The 23,829-nt window shown below is 64.7% G+C and carries 19 protein-coding genes; 18 read left to right on the top strand and 1 reads right to left on the bottom strand.

Annotated elements, in window-relative coordinates:
• Positions 1 to 51 precede the first annotated feature (51 nt).
• The 15 genes from ACSHT2_RS31760 to ACSHT2_RS31690 all read left to right on the top strand — a co-directional run bounded on the left by ACSHT2_RS31760 (position 52) and on the right by ACSHT2_RS31690 (position 17,575).
• Entirely contained in the window at positions 52 to 189 is a 138-nt protein-coding gene (locus ACSHT2_RS31760) for a hypothetical protein (protein ID WP_167406555.1), read from the top strand.
• Between the two features lie 459 nt (positions 190 to 648).
• The gene (locus ACSHT2_RS31755; protein WP_440638861.1) at positions 649 to 1,653 is read left to right on the top strand and encodes a Bug family tripartite tricarboxylate transporter substrate binding protein; all 1,005 of its coding nucleotides are present in this window, start codon (positions 649 to 651) and stop codon (positions 1,651 to 1,653) included.
• A gap of 86 nt (positions 1,654 to 1,739) precedes the next feature.
• Positions 1,740 to 2,237: a tripartite tricarboxylate transporter TctB family protein gene (locus tag ACSHT2_RS31750; RefSeq protein WP_440638860.1), complete on the top strand. Its 498-nt coding sequence runs from the start codon at positions 1,740 to 1,742 to the stop codon at positions 2,235 to 2,237.
• Between the two features lie 43 nt (positions 2,238 to 2,280).
• Entirely contained in the window at positions 2,281 to 3,780 is a 1,500-nt protein-coding gene (locus ACSHT2_RS31745; protein ID WP_440638859.1) for a tripartite tricarboxylate transporter permease, read from the top strand.
• Between the two features lie 409 nt (positions 3,781 to 4,189).
• Complete coding sequence (oxlT, locus tag ACSHT2_RS31740) at positions 4,190 to 5,479, top strand: oxalate/formate MFS antiporter (RefSeq protein WP_440638857.1); 1,290 nt, start codon at positions 4,190 to 4,192, stop codon at positions 5,477 to 5,479.
• Positions 5,480 to 5,735: 256 nt separating this feature from the next.
• On the top strand, positions 5,736 to 7,058 hold the full coding sequence (oxlT, locus tag ACSHT2_RS31735; RefSeq protein ID WP_440638855.1) for an oxalate/formate MFS antiporter: 1,323 nt from the start codon (positions 5,736 to 5,738) through the stop codon (positions 7,056 to 7,058).
• Between the two features lie 178 nt (positions 7,059 to 7,236).
• Entirely contained in the window at positions 7,237 to 7,665 is a 429-nt protein-coding gene (locus ACSHT2_RS31730; protein WP_440638854.1) for a CBS domain-containing protein, read from the top strand.
• 225 nt (positions 7,666 to 7,890) lie between these two features.
• Positions 7,891 to 8,910, top strand: a complete 1,020-nt coding sequence (locus ACSHT2_RS31725; RefSeq protein ID WP_440638852.1) for a 2-dehydropantoate 2-reductase — start codon at positions 7,891 to 7,893, stop codon at positions 8,908 to 8,910.
• Positions 8,907 to 9,695 carry a fumarylacetoacetate hydrolase family protein gene (locus ACSHT2_RS31720; protein WP_440638850.1) on the top strand — a complete coding sequence of 263 codons (789 nt, stop codon included), beginning with the start codon at positions 8,907 to 8,909 and terminating at the stop codon, positions 9,693 to 9,695. The genes ACSHT2_RS31725 and ACSHT2_RS31720 overlap by 4 nt, the downstream gene beginning before the upstream one ends.
• 460 nt (positions 9,696 to 10,155) lie before the next feature.
• Positions 10,156 to 10,359 (top strand): hypothetical protein, encoded by a 204-nt coding sequence (locus ACSHT2_RS31715; RefSeq protein ID WP_440638849.1) that lies wholly within the window; start codon positions 10,156 to 10,158, stop codon positions 10,357 to 10,359.
• A gap of 56 nt (positions 10,360 to 10,415) precedes the next feature.
• On the top strand, positions 10,416 to 11,066 hold the full coding sequence (locus tag ACSHT2_RS31710) for a hypothetical protein (protein WP_440638847.1): 651 nt from the start codon (positions 10,416 to 10,418) through the stop codon (positions 11,064 to 11,066).
• Between the two features lie 379 nt (positions 11,067 to 11,445).
• Positions 11,446 to 12,441: an NAD(P)H-dependent flavin oxidoreductase gene (locus tag ACSHT2_RS31705; RefSeq protein ID WP_440638845.1), complete on the top strand. Its 996-nt coding sequence runs from the start codon at positions 11,446 to 11,448 to the stop codon at positions 12,439 to 12,441.
• Positions 12,442 to 12,466: 25 nt separating this feature from the next.
• Positions 12,467 to 13,435 (top strand): quinone oxidoreductase family protein, encoded by a 969-nt coding sequence (locus ACSHT2_RS31700; RefSeq protein ID WP_440638843.1) that lies wholly within the window; start codon positions 12,467 to 12,469, stop codon positions 13,433 to 13,435.
• 209 nt (positions 13,436 to 13,644) lie between these two features.
• A complete protein-coding gene (locus ACSHT2_RS31695; RefSeq protein ID WP_440638842.1) occupies positions 13,645 to 15,018 on the top strand; it encodes a cation-efflux pump in 1,374 nt (457 codons plus the stop codon).
• Positions 15,019 to 15,244: 226 nt separating this feature from the next.
• The gene (locus ACSHT2_RS31690) at positions 15,245 to 17,575 is read left to right on the top strand and encodes a PAS domain-containing sensor histidine kinase (RefSeq protein WP_440638840.1); all 2,331 of its coding nucleotides are present in this window, start codon (positions 15,245 to 15,247) and stop codon (positions 17,573 to 17,575) included.
• A gap of 224 nt (positions 17,576 to 17,799) precedes the next feature.
• Here ACSHT2_RS31690 and ACSHT2_RS31685 read toward each other — a convergent pair whose 3' ends face one another.
• A complete protein-coding gene (locus ACSHT2_RS31685; RefSeq protein ID WP_440638838.1) occupies positions 17,800 to 18,693 on the bottom strand; it encodes a LysR family transcriptional regulator in 894 nt (297 codons plus the stop codon).
• A gap of 224 nt (positions 18,694 to 18,917) precedes the next feature.
• Here ACSHT2_RS31685 and ACSHT2_RS31680 point away from each other — a divergent pair, with 224 nt between their 5' ends.
• The 3 genes from ACSHT2_RS31680 to fdhF are packed head-to-tail and all read left to right on the top strand — an operon-like array spanning position 18,918 to position 23,828.
• Entirely contained in the window at positions 18,918 to 19,391 is a 474-nt protein-coding gene (locus tag ACSHT2_RS31680) for a formate dehydrogenase subunit gamma (protein WP_440638836.1), read from the top strand.
• On the top strand, positions 19,388 to 20,944 hold the full coding sequence (locus ACSHT2_RS31675; protein WP_440638834.1) for a formate dehydrogenase beta subunit: 1,557 nt from the start codon (positions 19,388 to 19,390) through the stop codon (positions 20,942 to 20,944). The genes ACSHT2_RS31680 and ACSHT2_RS31675 overlap by 4 nt, the downstream gene beginning before the upstream one ends.
• A 10-nt stretch (positions 20,945 to 20,954) precedes the next feature.
• Positions 20,955 to 23,828, top strand: a complete 2,874-nt coding sequence (gene fdhF, locus ACSHT2_RS31670) for a formate dehydrogenase subunit alpha (RefSeq protein WP_440638832.1) — start codon at positions 20,955 to 20,957, stop codon at positions 23,826 to 23,828.
• Position 23,829: the final 1 nt, after the last annotated feature.

Genomic DNA, 23,829 nt, shown 5'->3' with positions numbered 1-23,829 from the left:
GCCCTTCGAAATGAGACAGCGAGAGTGACTGTCTCAAGAAAGGGATTTCCGATGTCCAAGACCGCTTCCGTTGCCCTCGCCCCCTCCTCCTCGCTGTTTGCTCGCCTGATGGCCGCGATCGACAGCTTCCTGATGGCGAGCGCCGAGATCTCCAATCACAACGGCGACCTGCCGCGTTTCGGTCTGTAAGAAGGCCTTGTCCGCCCGCTAAACGGCGGGCTCACGTCCCCGCCGACCTCCAAGCTCGATCCAATGGCCCCGCATGTCGGGGCCATTTTCTTTTGCCTCCTTGCCTGGCTTGCGACCATAACTGCGACAATTGGTCCGCCGGGCCGACCGCCGATCCGATTGTTAGGTCACTGGCATCGCGCATACCATTGGACAAGCAAGAACGATTGCACACCCCAGGGTGTAAGGCGGGGAAATATAACGCAAGACGGGAACGGCCAATGGGCACGCGTGCCGCGAGCCCTGGCGGAACCTTAGCCGAAAGCAGCGGATGCCGCGCGTTGTCCCTGCTCATACAGTTTCTATCGGCACTGCCATGGGAGATCGACCGCAAGGGTGACACCAGGCATCTGAATCGAGATGGGCTTACGCAAGTCGACAAAGAGCGGCTGCGTTGAGGTTCGACAGGGAGAGAAACAAATGAAGCCATCCGTTCTGAATGTCGCTTTGGCGGCAATCGCGATGTCGTGCGCCAGCACCGCAAGCCGTGCGGCCTGGGAGCCGGTCCGTCCGGTCGAGTTCATCGTGCCCGCGGGCACCGGCGGCGGCGCCGATCAGATGGCACGCACCATTCAGGGCATCGTCACCAAGCACAATCTGATGAAGCAACCGCTGGTCGTCATCAACAAGGCCGGCGGCGCGGGCGGTGAAGGCTTCCTCGATGTGAAGACGTCGTCGGGCAATCCGCACAAGATCATCATCACGCTGTCGAACCTGTTTACGACCCCGCTGGCGACGGGAATTCCGTTCAACTGGAAGGACCTGACGCCGGTCGCCATGCTCGCGCTCGACGAATTCGTGCTCTGGGTCAACGCCGAAAAGCCGTACAACAGCGTCAAGGACTACGTCGACGCCGCGAAGAAGGCACCAAGCGGCTCGTTCAAGATGGGCGGCACCGGCTCCAAGCAGGAAGACCAGATCATTACGGTCGGCATCGAGAAAGCGGTCGACACGAAGTTCACCTACATCCCCTACAAGGGCGGCGGCGAAGTCGCCGTCCAGCTCGTCGGCAATCACGTCGATTCAACCGTCAACAATCCGATCGAGGCGGTTGCGCAATGGCGCGGCGGCAAGCTTCGTCCGCTCTGCGTCTTCGACGCCCAGCCGATGGCCTATGACGAGCCGATCGCCGAGGGCAAGGCCTGGAAGGATATTCCGACCTGCAAGTCGCAGGGCCTCGCGATGGAATATCTCATGCTGCGCGGCATCTTCATGTCGCCCAAGGCCACGAAGGACCAGGTCGAATACTATGTCGAGCTGTTCAAGAAGGTCCGCGCCACGCCGGAATGGCAGGATTTCATGAAGAGCGGCGCCTTCAACACGACCTTCATGACTGGCGCCGACTACGCCAAGTGGGTCGAGGCGGAGGAGAAGCGCCACCAAGGCTTGATGAAGGAAGCCGGCTTCCTCGCATCGGCGAATTGAGCCGCGACATCGACGACGGCTGAGGATGCTGCTCGTCCTCACGCCCGCCGCGACCGCGAAAGACCGCGTTTCCGCCTGGAGGTCCCATGACTGAACGATCCGGATCCGAATCTGGCCCGGCACACAAGACGCTGGAAATCGGCATGGCGCTGCTGATCGGCGCGTTCGGCCTGGTCGTGATCTTCGGGAGCCTGAAGGCCGGCATCAATTGGGGCGCGGAGGGCCCGCGTGCCGGGTTCTTCCCCTTCTATATCGGCGCCACGATCGTCGGAGCGAGCGCCATCAACCTCTGGCATGCGCAACGCGACGACGACGGCCGACTGTTCGCAGAATGGGGACAGCTGCGCCAGGTCATGAGCGTCGTCGTGCCGACCGCGATCTATGTCGGCTCGATGCCGTTCATCGGCCTCTACGTCGCCTCGATGGTCTTCATCGCCTGGTTCATGCGCCGGCTCGGCGGCTATCGCTGGCTGACGACCATCGCGGTCGCGGTCGGCATGCCGGTCCTGACCTATCTCGTTTTCGAGCGCTGGTTCCTGGTCCCGCTTCCCAAGGGCCCGTTCGAGGAATGGCTCGACCTGTAAGGGCCGCGTCGTCATTTCCGTCACTGCTGCAGGACGTATCGACATGGAAGAGTTGGCCAATCTGTTTCACGGCTTCGCGGTCGCCCTGCAGCCCTACAACATCATGCTGATGATCATCGGCATCACGCTCGGGGTCATCATCGGCGTGCTGCCGGGGTTAGGGGGCGCCAACGGCGTCGCGATCCTCCTGCCCCTGACCTTCAGCATGCCGCCCACATCGGCGATCATCATGCTGTCCTGCATCTATTGGGGCGCGTTGTTCGGCGGCGCCATCACCTCGATCCTGTTCAACATCCCCGGCGAGCCATGGTCCGTGGCGACCACCTTCGACGGCTATCCGATGGCGCAACAGGGCAGGCCCGGCGAAGCCCTGACCGCCGCCTTCACCTCCTCCTTCGTGGGCGCGCTGTTTGCCGTCATCATGATCACGCTCGTCGCGCCCCTCGTCGCGGGCTTCGCACTGCGATTTGGTCCGGCGGAGAAGTTCGCGGTGTACTTCCTCGCCTTTTGCAGCTTCGTGGGCCTGAGCAAGGAGCCGCCGTTCAAGACAATCGCGGCGATGATGATGGGCTTCGCACTCGCGGCGGTCGGCCTGGATTCGATCACCGGACAGTTGCGGCTGACCTTCGGCGTCACGGAGTTGCTCAACGGATTCGACTTCCTCATCGCCGTGATCGGCCTGTTCGGCATCGGCGAGATCCTGCTGACCATGGAGGAAGGACTGGCGTTCCGCGGCGGCAATGCGAAGATCAACCTGCGGGTCGTGCTTCACACCTGGCGCGAGCTGCCCGCCTATTGGATGACCTCGCTGCGCTCCTGCCTGATCGGCTGCTGGATGGGCGTCACGCCCGCCGGCGCAACGCCGGCCTCCTTCATGAGCTACGGCATCGCCAAGCGCCTGTCGCGACGCGGCAACAATTTCGGCAAGGGCGAGATCGAAGGCGTGATCGCGCCGGAGACGGCGGCGCATGCCGCGGGCACCGCCGCCCTGCTGCCGATGCTCTCGCTCGGCGTGCCGGGCTCCCCGACCGCCGCCGTCCTGCTCGGCGGATTGTTGATCTGGGGCCTGCAGCCCGGCCCCATGCTGTTCGTCGAGCAGAAGGAGTTCGTCTGGGGCCTGATCGCATCGATGTATCTCGGCAACCTCGCCGGCCTCATCGTCGTGCTCACCTGCGTGCCGATCTTCGCCGCGATCCTCCGCGTGCCCTTCGGCATCATCGCGCCGCTCATCCTGGTGCTCTGCGCGATCGGCGCCTATTCGGTGCACAACAGCACCTTCGACGTGATGCTGATGCTGGTGTTCGGCGTGCTCGGCTATCTCCTGAAGAAGTGCAACTACCCGCTCGCCCCGCTGGTGCTCGCCATCGTGCTCGGCGACAAGGCCGAGGAAGCCTTCCGCCAATCGCTGCTGGGATCGCAGGGATCGCTCGGGGTGTTCTTCTCCAACGGCCTCGTCAGCACGATCATGGCGCTCGGTCTGGTCGCCTTGTTCTGGTCCGCGATCCAGGAAGGCTATAGCCGGCTGCGCATGTCGATGGCGTGAGGCGCGATCTGCGCGATCAGGGCCGCCCACGCCAAATTGCCGCAGGTCGGACTTCTGGAATATAGAATTCCAAGGAATTGTGCGGTCGCCGACCGACCGCGCGTCGGCGGGCGCGAGCAGCGCATGCGTGGAAAATCCCCAGACGCGCGGCCTTTTCAACAGCGGTCTTGCGGCGTCGCGACGACACAAAAGTAATCGCAGAATCAATCGGTTGATCAGGATCAGCCGCCATTTCCGCCGACACGCCGGCAGCGATTGGGGCTTTACAATCCCCCAGTGATTGCGCATGTGAACGAACCCGCGTTATTTCGCCGCACCTCCCGTCCTTCGCTTGAATCTTGGCATAATGAATACCAGGATGCGGGCAGCGCATGCATAAAAATGATCGGCGCATTCGGGAGGGTTTTTAATGACGGACATGGTGCAGTCGGCTGCGGCCCCTAGTGCCGCACGCGTAAGCGATGCCTATCGCTGGGCGCAATTGGCGATCGGTGTGGCGGCGATGGTGATGATCGCCAACTACCAATATGGCTGGACGTTCTTCGTCCCCGACATCCAGAAAAAATTCGGCTGGGATCGCGCGTCGATCCAGTGGGCGTTCACCCTTTTCGTCTTGTTCGAGACCTGGCTGGTGCCGATCGAAGGATGGTTCGTCGACAAATACGGCCCGCGGATCGTCGTGCTGGTCGGCGGTGTGCTCTGCGCCATCGGCTGGGCGATCAACGCGCAGGCCACCTCGCTCAACGGCTACTATCTCGGCATGATCGTCGCAGGCATCGGCGCCGGCGGCGTCTACGGCACCTGTGTCGGCAATGCGCTGAAATGGTTTCCGGACAAGCGCGGACTTGCCGCCGGCATCACTGCCGCGGGCTTCGGTGCAGGCTCTGCGCTCACAGTCGCGCCGATCCAGGCCATGATCAAGGACAGCGGCTTCCAGACCACCTTCCTCTATTTCGGCCTCGGGCAAGGCATCATCATCTGCATCCTCGCCTTCTTCCTGCTCGCCCCGAAAGCGGGCCAGGTGCCGAACGTGGTGGCGAACGCCAATCTGCTGCAGACCCGGCGCAACTATCAGCCGACCGAGGTGCTGCGTCAGCCGATATTCTGGCTGATGTACTTCATGTTCGTGATCGTCGGCGCCGGCGGGTTGATGGTGACCGCAAACCTGAAGCCGATCGCAGCCGACTGGAAGGTCGACAACGTGCCGGTCACGCTGATGGCGGTGACGATGACGGCGGTGACCTTCGCGGCCACGATCGACCGCGTGCTCAACGGCCTGACGCGTCCGTTCTTCGGCTGGATCTCCGACATGATCGGCCGCGAGAACACGATGTTCATCGCCTTCGGCATGGAAGGGTTCGGCATCTGGATGCTCTACCTCTGGGGCCAGGATCCGATCTGGTTCGTGCTGCTCTCGGGCTTCGTGTTCTTCGCCTGGGGTGAGATCTACTCGCTGTTCCCCTCGACCTGCACCGACACGTTCGGCGCCAAGTTCGCGACCACCAATGCCGGCCTGCTCTACACCGCGAAGGGCACCGCCGCGCTGCTGGTGCCGATCGCCAACTACATGCAGCAATCGTCCGGCACCTGGGACAGCGTGTTCATCATCGCGGCCGGCGCCAACATCCTGGCTTCGCTGCTGGCGATCGCGGTGCTGAAACCCTGGCGCAAGATCGTGGTCGCGAAATCGACCATCTGACCGCTCCACCACAGCTCACGCGAGCACGACGCCCGGCCTCACGGCCGGGCGTTTTCGTTTGGCCCGAAGACCGCCGCGATTCTCCGACCTCGGAACGCGCCGCATTTTGTGACCGAGGAGCCAAGATTGGGCTTGCAAACTGGAATATGGTATACCAATCTCCGGATGACGCCTGCGACGATAAGACACAACATTTGCGACATCAGGTCACCTTGGCAAGCTGATGTACGACAGACAGGCGCGTTGGGAGGTTCTGATGATTTCCAGCCCGGATGGCGCCGTCACCGCCGCGCCGCTTCGCACAGGTTTCCGTTGGCTCCAGCTCGGCATGGGCATCGTCTGCATGGCGATGATCGCCAATCTGCAATATGGCTGGACGCTGTTCGTCGATCCGATCGACGCCGCCCATCATTGGGGGCGCGCCGCGATCCAGCTCGCTTTCACCATCTTCGTGGTCACCGAGACCTGGCTGGTGCCGATCGAGGCCTGGTTCGTCGATAAATACGGCCCGCGTATCATCGTCATGTTCGGCGGCGCGATGATCGCACTGTCCTGGATTCTCAACTCCTACGCCGACAGCCTCACCCTGCTCTACGCGGCCGCGATCGTCGGCGGCATGGGCGCGGGCGCAGTGTACGGCACCTGCGTCGGCAACGCGCTGAAATGGTTTCCCGATCGTCGCGGCCTCGCGGCAGGTGCGACCGCCGCCGGCTTCGGCGCGGGCGCCGCGCTCACGATCGTGCCGATCGCGAGCATGATCGTCGCTAGCGGCTACCAGCACGCGTTCCTCACCTTCGGCATCGGCCAGGGCGTCGTCGTGTTCGTGCTCGCCTTCTTCATCCAGCCGCCGCGGGTCTCGATTCCGCCGAAGAAGAAACAGCTCAATCTGCCGCAGACCAAGATCGACTTCACCCCGCCGCAGGTGCTGCGCAGCCCTGTTTTCTGGGTGATGTATCTCGTCTTCGTGATGGTCGCTTCGGGCGGGCTGATGACCGCCGCGCAGATCGGCCCGATCGCGCACGACTACAAGATCGCGAATACGCCGGTGACGCTTGCCGGCTTCCAGATGGCGGCATTGACCTTCGCAATCTCGCTCGACCGCATCTTCGACGGGTTCGGGCGCCCCTTCTTCGGCTGGGTCTCCGACACGATCGGCCGCGAGCCCACCATGTTCATCGCCTTCGGCACCGCTGCTTTGATGTTGCTGACGCTGTCGGCCTACGGCCACGTGCCTGTTGTGTTCGTGCTCGCGACCGCAGTCTATTTCGGCGTGTTCGGCGAAATCTACTCGCTGTTCCCCGCGACCTGCGGCGACACCTTCGGTGCGAAGTTCGCAACCACCAACAACGGCATGCTCTACACCGCGAAGGGCACGGCCTCGCTGCTCGTCCCGCTCACAAGCGTGATCTCCTCCGCCTATGGCTGGAAGGCCGTGTTCGTGGTGGCGGTGGCGCTGAACGCAATGGCCGCGCTGATGGCGCTGCTCGTGATCAAGCCGCTGCGCCGCGCCTTCATCCTCGGCAAGGAAGCCGAGAGCACCGACGCCGCCACCGGCACTGCGAAGACTGAAACGGCGTAAGCCACCACACGCTCTGCGTGATTGAGAAGGGGGTGCAGCGATGCGCCCCCTTTCTTTTTGGTCCACGACAAACGTCAGCATGGCTGTCGCAAGATTTTTCGGATCAGCCAAATCCAGCGCTTGACGATTGGCATTATGTATACCACACTTCCCTCGTCACTCACCCAGGGAGGTTGCAATGCTGGTCGGAGACATTCTGCGCAAGAAGACGCCGCGCGTTGTCACGGTGCGTATGAACGAGACGGTGGGTATCGCGGCCAAGCTGATGCGCGCCAACAACATCAGCGCGCTGGTGGTGAAGGACGTGGTCCGCTCCGAGGGCAACACCGCAGTCGGCATGTTCACCGAGCGCGACGTGGTGCGCGCCGTCGCCGAGCACGGCGCGAACGCCGTCAATGTCAAGGTCTCGCAGCTCGTCTCGGTGCAGCAGCTCGTGTCCTGCACCTCCTCGGATCCGATCGAGCACGTCCGCCATCTGATGAACCGTCATCACATCCGCCATCTTCCCGTGATCGACGAATACAGCCTCATCTCCGTCATCAGCATGCGCGACATCGCCGCGGCGGTTGACGAGGCCCTCAACGGCACGCCGCAAGCCGCAGCCTAAAGCGGAGCCTCACGTCCAGCCACGGAAGAGCTGCGCCCCCTCTCCCGCTTGCGGGAGAGGGTGGGGGAGAGGGCTGCCTCCGCTGGGGAGACTCCCCAAGAGGATGGAGTCTTCGCCCGCCGCGCTCTCCGAACGCGCCGACCTCTCCCGCAAGCGGGAGAGGTGCAGGGAGCCTGTTGCCTGATCGATCCAACTGACTGCCAATCTTGGTCCCGCGAGGATTTCATGAAGATCTGCATCTACGGCGCCGGCGCGATCGGCGGATATCTCGGGGTTCAGCTCGCACGCGCGGGCGCCGATGTCAGCCTGGTCGCACGCGGCGCGCACCTTGCCGCGATGCGCGAGCGCGGCCTGACGCTGCTCGCGGGCGAGGAGCAGCACACCGTGCATCCGCGCTGCACCGACGATCCCGCCGAGCTCGACGTGCAGGATTTCATCATCATTACGCTGAAGGCGCATTCGATCACCGGCGTGATCGAGAAGATGCGGCCGCTGCTGGGACCTCACACCCGCATCGTCACGGCCGTCAACGGCATTCCCTATTGGTACTTCTACAAGCACGGCGGGCAATACGAGAACTCGACGCTGGAGAGCATCGACCCCGGCGGACGGCAGTGGCGCGAAATCGGCGCCGAGCGCGCCATCGGCTGCATCGTCTATCCCGCCACCGAGATCGAAGCGCCCGGCGTGATCCGCCACGTTTGCGGCAACAACTTTCCGCTCGGCGAGCCTTCCGGCGAGATCACTGATGACGTGCAGCGTCTCGCCGGCCTGCTCGTCGCCGCCGGGCTGAAGGCGCCCGTGCTCGACCGCATCCGGGACGAGATCTGGCTGAAGCTGTGGGGCAATGTCTGCTTCAACCCGATCAGCGCGCTGACCCACGCCACGCTCGACGTGATCTGCACCGATCCGGCGACGCGCGCGCTGTCACGGGCGATCATGGTGGAGACGCAAGCCATCGCTGAGAACTTCGGCGTCAAATTCCGCGTCGACGTCGAGCGCCGCATCGAGGGCGCCCGCAAGGTCGGCGCGCACAAGACCTCGATGCTCCAGGATCTCGAGCGCGGCCGGCCCATGGAGATCGACCCGCTCGTCACAGTGGTGCAGGAGATGGGCCGTCTCACCGGCATCGCAACGCCCGCGCTCGACTCGGTGCTGGCGATGGTGACCCAGCGCGCCCGCATCGCCGGCCTCTATGACGCGGTCTCGACGCCATCGGATCCGCGCGCACTGGCGGTGGCATGATGGCGAGCGAGATGAAGAAGTGGCTCCGCTTCCGGAGCAATGGTGCGACCGGCTTCGGCACGCTGAGCCCATCGGGCATCAGCGTGCATGAGGGCGAGATGTTCGGCCGCAACACCGCTACCGGCAAGACGCTGACGCTGTCGCAGGTCGAGCTGCTCGCCCCCTGCGCGCCCAGCAAGATCGTCGCGCTCTGGAATAATTTCCATGCGCTCGCGGCAAAGCTCAACCAACCCGAGCCGCCGGAGCCGCTCTATCTGCTGAAGGCCACCACCAGCATCGCCGCCCCCGGTGCGGTGATCCGCCGCCCCTCCTCCTACGACGGCAAGACGACCTATGAGGGCGAGCTCGGCATCGTCATCGGCAAGGCTTGCGCGCGTGTGTCGCCGGCGGAAGCGGATAGCTTCATCTTCGGCTACACCTGCGTCAACGACATCACCGCCAACGACATCCTGACGCGCGACCCCACCTTCCCGCAATGGGCCCGCGCCAAGGGCATCGACGATTACGGCCCGTTCGGCCCCGTCATCGCGACTGGCCTCGATCCGGCCAGGCTCACCGTCCGCACCATCCTTAACGGCGCGGAACGGCAGAACTATCCGATCTCGGACATGATCTTCAGCGCGCAGGAGTTGGTCAGCAGAATCTCCCACGACATGACCCTGCTCCCCGGCGACCTCATCGCGGTGGGGACCTCCGTCGGCGTCGGCGTGATGAAGGAGCCGGTGAACACGGTCACCGTCGCGATCGACGGCATCGGTGAGCTGACCAACGAGTTTCGGCTGTAACCACTCTCTCCGTCATTCCGGGGCGACGCAAAGCCGAGCCCGGAATGAAGGGCTCGCCGGCTAATTGCCCCCGCAGCGCAGCAAAATTGATCCGCCGCAAGTCGCCCGTCGCGACCACCCCTATCCTTCCCGTAAGAAATCAATCTCTGATGCAAGGGAGGACGCCATGACGAATGCCGGCAATGCACTTTTGTGGACGGCCCTTTACTTCGCTCTCTCGTTCGCTGCGATTTTCGTGGTTTGGTTCGCCGAGAAGATACGCTCGAGCATCCTCGGGAAACGATAAGCCGAGGCGCGTCTTCATCTCCGAAACATTCGGACACATCACATCTACGCGCGCCCGACATATGCCGCCAACATGTCCCGCGCCTGCCGCAACTTGGACGCATTCGGCCGCCCTTCTGTGAGGTGTGTCTGGGGGCACGGCGGTGCCGTGTTTGGACCAAACCTTCAGGGGTATATGACTGTGAAGAAGATTGTATTTGCTCTCGGTGCTACGCTCGTTCTGGTGACGGCTGCAAACGCTGCGGATCTGCCTCGCCGGCAGCCCGTGCCGGCCTATCCGGCAGAACAGGCGCCGATTGGCAAGATGCCGATTGGCAAGAGCCCGGTTGGAAAGGCCCCGATCGGCAAGGCGCCCGGCCCGGTCGCGGCGCGCTACTGACGCGCAGCGGAATACGCGCCGAATCTGCGTAGCGGCCGACAGTCGAGGGGTATGTCGTGACGAACAAAGCTAATCGATCGGGATCCTGCATCCTCGCGGGCTTCGCTGTTGCGGCTATGCTCTCATGCACGACGCCCTCGGCCTCGGCCCACGAGGCAAACAGGCGTGCTGCCGATGCGAACGCGCTTGCCATGACCGACGGCGCCTCGCGACCTCAGCCGCAATCGACGCGGCGCTCGGTCGCGCGCGCGGAGAAAGGCCCCTATTACGTCGACTTCCGCGCGCGTACCGCCGCGAGCTGGGGCCATGCCTTCGTCTGGTACGGCAAGACCAGCGAGCGTGCCGTGGAGGTCGCAGGGCTCACACCGGCCGGCGACACGCTTGCTTACGTGCTTGGCCACATCACCTTTGTGCCGTCCGAGACCGGCGCGAGCTACGGCGATCTCGATCCGGAATATCTGACCGCGAGCTATCGCGTCTATCTGAACGAAGCCGACGCCAAGCGCGTGTTCGCCTACATCAAGAAATTGCAGGCGAACTCACCCGTGTGGAACGCGGAGACCGCCAACTGCACCGGCTTCATCGGCGACATCGCCGAGTTCATGGGATTGCAGGTCCCCAACCGCTGGCAACGCCCGGAAAACTTCGTCAACCGCCTCAAGGAAATGAACGGCGGCCGGCAAATGGTGCGGCTGTCGGCGGAGTAGCTCTTTGCTCCATACTCGTTGTCATTGCCCGCGAAAGCGGGCAATCCAGTATTCCAGAGACTGCGAGGCTAGGGCCGAGAGGCCACGGCGTACTGGATGCCCCGGTCCCGTCTCCGCCAAGGCTACGCCGGGCCCACAACGGCGCTCGGCCGGCAAAGCTTCAGCGAAGACGGCAAGCCGGGGCATGACGATGGAGTTTGAGGAAAGAGCTTGCGCCATCAGGAGCGGCGCATTCGAATTATCCGCCCCACGGAATCCCCCCGCCCCTCGCATGCCATCCCGTGCCCACCGCAGGCCCCGCTGATAGACATTTGCCGACCCGGGCGGCATCCTCCAGCCATCAACCGATAACAGCGCGGCACGCAGGGGGAAACATATCATGTTGCAGACACGGTTCACCAAACTCGTCGGGGTCGAGCACCCGATCGTCCAGGGCGGCATGCAGTGGGTCGGCCGCGCCGAGCTGGTCGCAGCCGTTGCCAATGCCGGCGCGCTCGGCTTCATCACGGCACTGACCCAGCCGACGCCGGAGGATCTGACCAGGGAGATCGCGCGCTGTCGCGACCTCACCGACAAGCCGTTCGGCGTCAACCTGACCATCCTGCCCGCGATCAAGCCGCCGCCCTATGCCGAATACCGCGCCGCCATCATCGAGAGCGGCATCAAGGTGGTCGAGACCGCCGGCAACAAGCCGCAGGAGCATGTCGGCGAGTTCAAGAAGCACGGCGTCAAGGTCGTGCACAAATGCACCAGCGTGCGCCACGCGCTCTCGGCCGAACGGATGGGGGTCGATGCCATCTCGATCGACGGATTCGAATGCGCCGGCCACCCCGGCGAGGACGACACCCCCGGCCTGATCCTGATCCCGGCCGCCGCCAACAAGGTCAAGATCCCGATGATCGCCTCGGGCGGCTTTGCCGACGCCCGCGGCCTCGTCGCGGCGCTGGCACTGGGCGCCGACGGCATCAACATGGGCACGCGCTTCATGGCCACCAAGGAAAGCCCGATCCACCAGCTCATCAAGGAGAAGATCGTCGCCAATGACGAGCGCGAGACCGAGCTGATCTTCCGCACCATGCGCAACACCTCGCGCGTGGCGAAGAACGCGATCTCGACCAAGGTCGTCGCGATGGAGAAGGAGGGCGCGAAGTTCGAGGACATCCGCGAGCTCGTCGCCGGCGCCCGCGGCAAGATGGTCTATGCCACCGGCGATTCCGACGAAGGCATCTGGTCGGCCGGCCAGGTGCAGGGCCTGATCCAGGACATCCCGAGTTGCGCCGAACTCGTCTCCCGCATCGTGCGCGAGGCGGAAGCGATCATCCGCGGCAGGCTGGACGGCATGATCGTTCAGCCGCAACGTGAAGCGGCGGAATAGTCACGGCAAGAAGCGAGAGTGATTCATGAAGGCTTACGTCTACGGCCCTGGTGGCGCTACGATTTCCGATGTCGTTCAACCAAAACCTAAGGGCACGCAGGTGCTGGTCCGCGTCCGCGCCTGCGCCCTGAACCGAGCCGACACCGGCATGCGCAAGGGGCACGCCCATGGGGCGGCCGGCGGGGTCGGCGCCGTGCTCGGCATGGAATGGGCCGGCGAAGTCGCCGAGCTTGGGCCGAATGCCAAAGGCGTCAAGATCGGCGACCGCATCATGGGCTCGGGCAGCGCGGCGTTTGCCGAATATACGCTGGCCGATCACGGCCGGTTATTCCACGCGCCCTCAAACATGAATTTCGAGGAGGCCACCACTCTCCCCGTCGCGCTCGCGACCATGCACAACGCCGTCGTCACCGTCGGCGGGGTGCAGGCTGGCCAGAGCGTGCTGATCCAGGGCGCGAGCTCCGGGGTCGGCCTGATGGCGATGCAGATCGCCAGGCTCAAGGGCGCAAAGCTCGTGATCGGCTCGTCGACCGATGCCACTCGCCGCGGCCGGCTGAAGGAATACGGCGCCGATCTCGCCATCGATAGCTCCGATCCCAAATGGGTCGACGAGGTGCTGAAGGCGACGAACGGGGAAGGCGTCGATCTCATCGTCGACCAGGTCTCGGGCAAGATCGCGAGCCAGAACCTCGCCGCGACGAAGATCAAGGGGCGCATCGTCAACGTCGGCCGGCTCGGCGGCACCCACGCCGATTTCAATTTCGACCTGCATGCGGCCCGCCGCATCGACTATGTCGGCGTCACCTTCCGCACCCGCACCATCGAGGAGGTCCGCGAGATCTTCGAGGAGGTCCGCAAGGACATCTGGGGCGCGGTGGAATCGCGCAAGCTGCAGCTGCCGATCGACAAGGTGTTCGCGTTCGACGATATCGATCAGGCGTTCGAGCACATGGAGGCGAACAAGCATCTGGGGAAAATCGTCGTGACGCTGTGAAGGTTGCGGCAGTGAGACAAGAGCGGAGCGACGCTCTCTCCTCTCGTCATGGCCGGGCTTGACCCGGCCATCCACGCCTTTCCCTCTTGTGCAGAAGAACGTGGAAGCCCAGGCACGACGACGTTGGGGGATACGCTCCTGCAAGTCACTTGCGACAACGGCTGTGGATCGTCGCTTGATGTTCACCCATGGGCTGCTAAATCCCCGCCATGACCTCCCAGCACAACAAGACCTCGGTCGCCGCGATCTCGATCTTCGCCAGTGGCGGCATGGCGGCGGCGAAGTTCGCGGTCGGGATCGCGATCGGCTCGCTGGCGCTGATCTCCGAGGCCCTGCATTCCTCGATCGACCTGGTCGCGACCATCATCACCTGGGCGGTGGTGCGGGTGTCCGACAAGCCCGCGGACGACGAGCACCATTACGGCCACGGCAAGCTGGAAAGCGTCTCCGCGCTTGGCGTCACCGCCCTGCTCTACGTGCTCGCCGGCGGCATCCTGGTCGAGGCCTATAGCCGGCTGAGCGAGGGAACCCCGCCGCCGACCATTTCGGCCGTTCCGTTCGTGGTGCTAGTGATCGACATCGCCGTCAACCTCTGGCGCGCCCGCGCCCTGCACCGCGCCGCGCTGGAGACCAGGAGCCAGGCGCTGGCGGCGGATGCGCTGCATTTCGCCTCCGACGTGATGGGCTCGTTCGCCGTGATCGTGGGCCTTGTCCTCGCCGCCCTCGGCTTCTGGTGGGGCGACGCGGCAGCAGCCGCGGCGGTCGCCGTGATGATCGCCCTGCTCGGACTGCGCCTGGCCGGCTCCACCGTGCAGACGCTGGTCGACCGCGCCCCGGAAGGCGCGCAGGAGAAGGCCACCGCCGCGATCCGCGGCGTGCCGGGCGTGATCGACGTCGACCGGCTGCGCGTGCGCATGGTCGGAGCGACCACATTCATCGACACCATCGCGCAGGTGCCGCGGACCTATCCGATCGACCGCGTCGAGGAGATCAAGCGCAGCGCGCAAATCGCCGTGGACAAGGCGTTCGGCGACGCCGACCTCACCTTCACCGCCGTCCCCGTCGCACGCAACAACGAGACCGTGCGCGACCGCATCATGGTGATCGCGCACAATTCGGGCCTCGCCGTTCACCATGTCACGGTCCACGATCTCGGCGCCAAGCTGACCGTCAGCATCGACCTCGAGGTCGACGCCGACATGCAGCTCGAGGCCGCCCATGACGTCGCCAACACGCTGGAGCGCAACATCCAGGAGGAGTTCGGCGAGGACGTCGAGGTCGACGTTCACATCGAGCCATTGGAACCGGAGCTGCCGTTCGGCGTCGATGCCGCACCGGAACGGGTGCAGACCATCGCCGCCGCTCTGACGGAATATGCTGCCGGCGGCGAGATCCACGACATCCATAACGTGCGAGTCCGCGACACCGACGCCGGCGAAATCGTCAACTTCCACTGCCGCGCGGCACCGTCGATGAGCGTGATCAAGGTGCACGAACAGGTCGACGCGATCGAGCGCGCGTTGCGGCGTGCGTTCCCGAGCGTGAAGCGCGTAATCAGTCACGCCGAACCGCCGCGCGCGTGACGCAGAGCGCACGCGGAGTCACACGTTCTCGTTTCGGACTCCTCGCGCACGCGCGTTTGCGGACAGCCGATGCGCAAACTGCGCGTTGGATAAGAATAATTTCGCGTTAACGATTCGTTGACTCTCGACAGCCCGCGAAAACTGGATTCAAATCAGTGTGATTCGGAAGCGACGTGGGGCTGCTTCCGAGCTTCAGTTGCAAGCAGGTTTTCAGGGGGCCGAAGGCATGTCGCGTGCAGACGCCGCGAACGCATGCGTCCAATCCGATTCGATCAAGGGATTGGCGCAATCGATCGCGAAACCTGCCTATCATCGGCTCTTGATCGCGGAGCCGGCGCTGCGCCGCGCCGTGCCGACACTCATCATCGCATTTCTGATCACGATCTGCCTCGGTGCATTCGTGCAGGTGGTCGACCAGACGCGCCAGAAGCGGCTGGTGATCCGCCACGACATTTCGGCGCTCGCCGACCTGCTCGCCGAGCGCATCGACCGCCTCACCGCGGTACGGCAGGAGCGGCTGAAGAACGTCGAGAGCCTGCCGGCGCTGTTGCCGGATCTGATCCCGTCCTGGGGCACGGCCTCGGGCCGCCATGTCATCGTCACCTCGGCCGGCGTCGACCGCCGTATCCTCGCCCGCATCCCGGCCGACAGCGACTCCGTCGGCAACGACCGCCTGCTCGATACGATCACGACCGCACAATTGATGGCGGCGCCGCTACGCGACGGCAACGTCTCCGACCTGACGCTGCCGAGCGGCAACGCCGCGATGGCGACCTCGCGGCAGATCAAGTCGCTGCCCGGCTTCGTCACCGTGATCCAGGAGCGCAACGAGCCGATCTGGGGCTCGGACGCCGCGCTCTCGGTGACGCTGTCGGCGACCACCGGCTTCGTCGTCCTGATCCTCGGCTTCGCCTTCCACTGGCAGTCGACCCGCGCCCGCGAGGGCGACCTCATCAACGACGCCGTGCGCGGCCGCATCGACACCGCGCTCAACCGCGGCCGCTGCGGGCTGTGGGACTGGGATCTATCGCGCGGCCGGATCTTCTGGTCGCAGTCGATGTTCTCGATGCTCGGCCTCGACGGCCGCAACGAGCTCCTCACCTTCGGCGAGGTCAACGCGCTGGTGAAGTCCGACGACATCGACCTGTTCGCGATCGCCGACCAGCTCATCTCCGACGAGATCGACCACATCGACCAGACCTTCCGCATGCAGCATGTCGACGGCCACTGGATCTGGCTCCGCGTGCGCTGCGAGAAAACGCGCGGAGCGACCGATGACAGCGTGCACCTGATCGGGATCGCGGTCGACATCACCGAGCAGAAGAGCCTCGCGGAAAAGACCGTGGAAGCCGACCTCCGACTGCGCGACGCGATCGAGACCATTCCGGAAGCCTTCGTGCTGTGGGATGCGAGCGATCGCCTCGTGCTCTGCAACTCGCACTTCCAGCGTCTGCACAGGCTGCCCGACACGGCCGTCATTCCCGGCACTTCCTACGAGACCGTGCTCGAGGTCGGCCGCATGCCGGAGGTGCGCACGCGCCACAACGAGACCGCTGCCCAAGGCCCGGGCGCGCGCACCTTCGAGGCGCAGCTCGACGACGGCAGCTGGCTGCACATCAGCGAGCGCCGCACCAAGGACGGCGGCTACGTCTCGGTCGGCACCGACATCACCCGCATCAAGGAGCACGAGCAGAAGCTGGTCGACAACGATCTGCGCCTGCGTGCCACCGTCATCGACCTGAAGCGCTCGCAGGCCGCACTGGAGCGCCAGGCGGTCGAGCTCGCCGACCTCGCCGAGAAGTACCAGCGCGAGAAGACACGCGCCGAGGAAGCCAACCAGACCAAGTCGAAGTTCCTGGCCAATATGAGCCACGAGCTGCGCACGCCGCTCAATGCCATCATCGGCTTCTCCGAGATCATGGGCTCGGGCATGTTCGGCGAGCTCGGAAGCGAAAGGTACCAGGAATACTGCCAGGACATCCTGACCAGCGGCCACTATCTGCTAGAGGTCATCAACGACATCCTCGACATGTCCAAGATCGAAGCCGGTCGCATGAAGCTCGACATGGAAGAGCTCGACCTCTCGAAGACGCTTGCGGAATCCCTGCGTGTCGTCACCGGCCGTGCTCAGGACAAGCACCTGACGCTCGACGCCGACATCGGAAAATCCATCTCCGTCGTCGCCGACCGCCGCGCCACCAAGCAGATCATCGTCAACCTGCTCTCCAACGCCGTGAAGTTCACGCCCGACGGCGGGCGCGTCGTGGTGCGCAGCCGGCAGTTCGACGACAGGATCGTGCTGATGATCGCCGACACCGGCATCGGGATCGCGCCGCATTCGCTGGCGCGGCTCGGCCGCCCGTTCGAGCAGGTCGAGAGCCAGCTCACCAAGACCTATCACGGTTCGGGCCTTGGCCTCGCGATCGCCCGCTCGTTGGCGCAGCTCCACGGCGGCTCGATGCGGCTGCGCTCCAGACTCGAGGTCGGCACCGTCGTGCGCGTGACCCTGCCGCGCGACGCGATCAAGGCGGCGTCCGGGATACCGGCTGCCGCGTAGCACTTCCTGTAACTTCGAGTGGCTTTAGGTTGAATCGGTTGCCGCGGCTCGGACACCTCGCCCGCTTGCGGGAGAGGTCGCGCCGAAGGCGCGGGTGAGGGCTTTCTCCTCTAGGGGATTATCCCATTGCGGAAACACCCTCTCCCCAACCCTCTCCCGCAAGCGGGCGAGGGAGCGCACCGCCGGTGCAGCAATCAGATCTGATCACATCACGCTATAGATCTCTACAATTGCAGCTTCGGCGCCACTTCCCGCGCGACATTGACCAGCGCCGCGATCAGCGGCGTCATCGGATCGCGCTGCGGGATCACCATGCCGATGCTGTAATTGACATCGGGATCGACGATCGGGATCGAACGGACGGTGTCGGAAAGGCCGAGCGTCTCGGCGAGCTTGGCCGGCATCACGCTCGCCCAACGCCCCGTCTTCACATGCGTGAACAGCACCAGCAGCGAGTTCGAGGTCAGCGTCGGCGTCGCCTCCGCGCCGACCGAGCGCAATGCGCGGTCGATGATGCGGCGGTTCTGCATGTCGGGCGTCAGCAGGCATAGCGGCACCTGGCCGACCTCCTTCCAGGTCACCGTCTCGCGGTCGCCGAACATCGCATCCGGCGCGGTCAACAGACGATAGCTCTCGTTGTAGAGCGGAATGGTGCGCACCTTGCCGATCGGCTCGTTCTCGATGTAGGTGAGCCCCGCATCGACCTCGAGATTTTCGAGCAGCCCCAGCACCTCGGACGAGGTGGTGGACTGGATGCGGAAGCGCACATCGGGATGCTTGGCGCGAAACGGCGTCGTCAGCGAGGCGACCATACCGAGCACGGTCGGGATCGCGGCGATGCGGATCTCGCCGGAGAGCTGATGCTTCAGCCCGTTGATCTCGTCGCGCATCGCGCGGGCATCACCCACGATCCGCCGCGCCCAGTCGAGCGCCCGCTCGCCTTCCGGGGTAAATCCCTGGAAGCGAGACCCGCGCTGGACCAGCATCACGCCGAGTATCTCCTCGAGCTGCTTGAGCCCGGTCGACATCGTCGGTTGCGTCACGCCGCAGACCTCCGCCGCGCGTCCGAAATGCCGCTCCTTCGCCAGCGCCAGCAGCAGTTCAAGCTTGTCGATCAACCGGTTATCCCTTCGGCTTCTGTGGTGGCATGCAAGCTAGCACGCCCGCCCCTTCGCAACACGCAAAAACCGCCTGCGGGAACGGCTTCGATAGCCATTTGAAATCGGGCGATCACGCTTGCCAATCGATCCGAATTCGCAATCGCAGCACGGGACAGCTTTATTGATCTTCGAATGATTCCAAATAGTTTGGGAGCAGGAAACGCTCCGGTTGAGAATGAAGAATGACAGCGGTTTATGATTGGGACGAGACGCGCGCCGCCGGGATCATCGCCAAACATGCCGGGCAGGAAGGCGCGACGCTCGTCATCCTGCATGCGCTTCAAGAGGCGTTCGGCTACGTGCCGGAGGCGGCGATTCCCATGGTGGCGAAAGCACTCAATCTGTCGCGCGCCGAAGTCCATGGCGTGTTCACGTTCTACCATGATTTCCGCCACAAGCCGGCCGGCCGCCATGTGCTGAAGCTGTGCCGTGCGGAAGCCTGCCAGGCGGCGGGCGGCGACGCGCTGGCTGCGCGCGCCGAGGCCAAGCTCGGCGTCTCGCTCGGCAACACCACGGCCGACGATCGCGTCACGCTGGAGCCGATCTACTGCCTTGGCCTGTGCGCGACTGCGCCGTCCGCGATGCTCGATGGCCGCCTCGTCGGCCGGCTCGATCAGAAGCGCCTCGATGCGCTGGTTGCGGAGGCGCAGCGATGAGCATCCGTCTATACGTCTCTCGCGACGCAGGCGCGGTCGCCGTCGGTGCCGATGAAGTTGCGCTGGCGCTGGAACAGGCCGCAGCCAAGCGCGGCGTTGCAGTGGAGATCGTCAGGACCGGCTCGCGCGGCATGTACTGGCTGGAGCCGCTGGTCGAGGTCGCAACGCCCCAGGGCCGCATCGCCTTCGGGCCTGTCACCGAGACCGACGTGCCCTCGCTGCTCGACGCGCTCGCCGGCAACACGCCGCATCTCCTGCGGCTGGGCGCAACCGACGAGATCCCCTGGCTCAAGCGGCAGACCCGCCTCACCTTCGCCCGTTGCGGCGTGATCGACCCGCGCTCGCTCGACGACTACCGCGCCCATGGCGGCTACAAGGGCCTCGCGCGCGCGCTCTCGCTTGGCTCGGACGCAATCCTCGACGAAGTCACCGCATCGGGCCTGCGCGGCCGCGGCGGCGCAGGCTTCCCGACCGGCATCAAGTGGAAGACGGTTGCCCAGGCCAGGGCCGACCGCAAGTTCATCGTCTGCAACGCCGACGAAGGCGACAGCGGCACCTTCGCCGACCGCATGATCATGGAAGGCGATCCGTTCCTGGTGATCGAGGGCATGACCATCGCCGGCATCACCGTCGGCGCGTCCAAGGGCTACATCTACATCCGCAGCGAATATCCGCACGCGGTCGAGGCGATGAACGCGGCCATCGTCGCGGCCAGGCGCGGCGGCTACCTCGGCACAAATATCGGCGGCTCGAAGCAAGCCTTCGATCTCGAAGTGCGCGTCGGTGCCGGCGCCTACGTCTGCGGCGAGGAGACCTCGCTGCTGGAAAGCCTCGAAGGCCGCCGCGGCATCGTGCGCGCCAAGCCGCCGCTGCCGGCGCATCACGGCCTGTTCGGCAAGCCGACCGTGATCAACAACGTGCTGTCGTTCGCAGCCATCCCCTTCATTCTCGCTGAAGGTGCCAAGGCCTATGCCGATTTCGGCATGGGCCGCTCGCGCGGCACGATGCCGATCCAGCTCGCCGGCAACATCCGTCACGGCGGACTGTTCGAGACCGCCTTCGGCGTGACGCTCGGCGAACTCGTCGACGATATCGGCGGCGGCACGTTCACGGGCCGTCCAGTCCGTGCGGTCCAGGTCGGCGGCCCGCTCGGCGCCTATTTCCCGCGTACGCTGTTCGACACCCCGTTCGACTACGAGGCCTTCGCTGCGCGCGACGGCCTGATCGGCCATGGCGGCATCGTCGTGTTCGACGACAGCGTCGACATGCGCAGGCAGGCGCGCTTTGCGATGGAGTTCTGCGCCATCGAATCCTGCGGCAAGTGCACGCCCTGCCGGATCGGCTCGACCCGAGGCGTCGAGACCATCGAGAAGATCATCAAGGGCGAGCGCGTCAGCGAGAACCTCGCGCTCGTCGAGGACCTCTGCAACACCATGAAATTTGGCTCGCTCTGCGCGCTCGGCGGCTTCACGCCCTACCCCGTGCTCAGCGCATTGAAGCATTTCCGGGAGGATTTCGCACCGGTACCGACCACGCTTCAGGCCGCGGAATAGGAGAACGACAATGTCTCTGATCGAAGAACTCGACTTCGGCACGCCGCGCTCGAAATCGGAAACGATGGTGACGCTGACCATCGACGGCAAGGAGGTTACGGTGCCCGAGGGCACCTCCATCATGCGTGCCGCGATGGATGCTGGCCACCAGATTCCAAAACTCTGTGCGACTGACATGGTCGACGCGTTCGGCTCCTGCCGTCTCTGCCTCGTCGAGGTCGAGGGCCGCGCCGGAACCCCGGCCTCCTGCACTACGCCTGTGATGCCGGGCCTGGTCGTGCACACCCAGACCGAGCGGCTGAAGCAGCTGCGCAAGGGTGTGATGGAACTCTACATCTCCGACCATCCGCTCGACTGCCTCACCTGCGGTGCCAACGGCGATTGCGAGTTGCAGGACATGGCCGGCGCAGTGGGCCTGCGCGACGTGCGCTATGGCTATGAGGGCGAGAACCACGTCTTCGCCAAGACGGACGGCTGCACCAACGACAACTGGATGCCGAAGGACGAGTCCAATCCGTACTTCACCTATGATCCCTCCAAGTGCATCGTCTGCTCGCGCTGCGTCCGCGCCTGCGAGGAGGTGCAGGGCACTTTCGCGCTGACCATCTCCGGCCGCGGCTTCGACAGCCGCGTCTCGCCCGGCATGAGCGAAAGCTTCCTCGGCTCCGAATGCGTCTCCTGCGGCGCCTGCGTGCAGGCCTGCCCGACCGCGACGCTGACGGAAAAATCCGTGATCGAGATCGGCCAGCCCGAGCATTCCGTCGTCACCACCTGCGCCTATTGCGGCGTCGGCTGCGCCTTCAAGGCCGAGATGCGCGGCGAGGAAGTGGTACGCATGGTGCCGTACAAGGACGGCAAGGCCAATCGCGGCCATTCCTGCGTCAAGGGCCGCTTCGCCTGGGGCTACACCAACCACAAGGAACGCATCCTCAAGCCGATGATCCGCGAGCGCATCGAGGATCCCTGGCGGGAGGTGTCATGGGACGAGGCGTTCTCCTTTGCCGCCACCAGGATGCGCGGCATCCAGACGAAATACGGCCGCGACGCCATCGGCGGCATCACCTCCTCCCGCTGCACCAATGAAGAGACCTATCTGGTGCAGAAGCTGATCCGCGCCGGCTTCGGCAACAACAACGTCGACACCTGTGCCCGCGTCTGCCATTCGCCCACCGGTTACGGCCTTGCCACCACCTTCGGCACCTCGGCAGGGACGCAGGACTTCGACTCCGTGGAAGACACCGATGTCGTGGTCATCATCGGCGCCAACCCTGCCTCGGCTCACCCCGTCTTCGCCTCGCGCCTGAAGAAGCGGCTGCGGCAGGGCGCAAAGCTGATCGTGATCGATCCGCGCCGCACCGAGATGGTGGAGTCTCCGCATGTGAAGGCGCTGCATCTGCCCCTGCTGCCCGGCACCAACGTCGCGGTCATGACGGCGCTGGCGCACGTCATCGTCACCGAAGGGCTCGTCAACGAAGCCTTCGTGCGCGAGCGCTGCGACTGGAGCGAGTTCGAGGAATGGGCCGCCTTCGTCGCCCAGCCGAAGAACAGCCCTGAAGCAACCGCCATCCTCACCGGCGTCGATCCCAGGGATCTGCGCGAGGCAGCCCGCACCTACGCGACCGGCGGCAACGGCGCGATCTATTACGGCCTCGGCGTCACCGAGCACAGCCAGGGCTCCACCACCGTGATCGCGATCGCCAATCTCGCGATGGTAACAGGCAATATCGGCCGCCCCGGCGTCGGCGTGAATCCGCTGCGCGGCCAAAATAACGTTCAAGGCTCCTGCGACATGGGCTCGTTCCCGCACGAGCTGCCCGGCTACCGCCACATCTCGGGCGATACGGTGCGCGAGCAGTTCGAGGCGCTGTGGAACGTCAAGCTCAACCCGGAGCCCGGCCTGCGCATTCCCAACATGTTCGATGCCGCGGTCGAAGGCACCTTCATGGGCATCTACGTGCAGGGCGAGGACATCCTGCAATCCGATCCCAACACCTCGCACGTGGTGGCGGCGCTGTCGGCGATGGAATGCGTCATCGTCCACGATCTCTTCCTGAACGAGACCGCGAACTACGCCCACGTCTTCCTGCCCGGCTCGAGCTTCCTCGAGAAGGACGGCACCTTCACCAACGCCGAGCGCCGCATCCAGCGCGTGCGCAAGGTGATGACGCCGAAGAACGGCATGGCCGACTGGGAGGTCACCATCGGCCTTGCCAAGGCCATGGGCTTCGAGATGAAGTACAATCACCCCTCCGAGATCATGGACGAGATCGCGGCGCTGACCCCGACCTTTGCCGGCGTCTCCTACGCCAAGCTCGACGAGCTCGGCTCGGTGCAATGGCCCTGCAACGAGAAGGCGCCCGAGGGCACGCCGGTGATGCATATCGATGGCTTCGTCCGCGGCAAGGGCAAGTTCGTCGTCACCGAATATGTCGCGACCGACGAGCGCACCGGCCCGCGCTATCCCCTGCTGCTCACGACGGGTCGCATCCTCAGCCAGTACAATGTCGGCGCGCAGACGAGGCGCACCGAGAACGTCGTCTGGCATTCCGAGGACCGCCTCGAGATCCATCCGCACGACGCCGAGCAGCGCGGCGTGCGCGACGGCGACTGGGTGCGGCTGAAGAGCCGTGCCGGCGAGACCACGTTGCGCGCGGAGATCACCGACCGCGTCGCGCCCGGCGTCGTCTACACCACCTTCCACCATCCGGACACGCAGGCCAACGTCATCACGACCGACTATTCGGATTGGGCGACCAATTGTCCCGAATACAAGGTCACCGCGGTGCAGGTCTCGCCCTCGAACGGCCCGTCCGACTGGCAGAAGGCCTATGACGCACAGGCGCGGCAGTCACGCCGCATCGTGCCGGCCGAAGCCGCGGAGTAAC

Origin of the sequence: Bradyrhizobium sp. PUT101 (assembly GCF_052043945.1) — a bacterium.
Taxonomy (GTDB): domain Bacteria; phylum Pseudomonadota; class Alphaproteobacteria; order Rhizobiales; family Xanthobacteraceae; genus Bradyrhizobium.
Note: the sequence above shows the minus strand (reverse complement) of the source record. Positions and strands in the feature narration are given on the sequence as shown.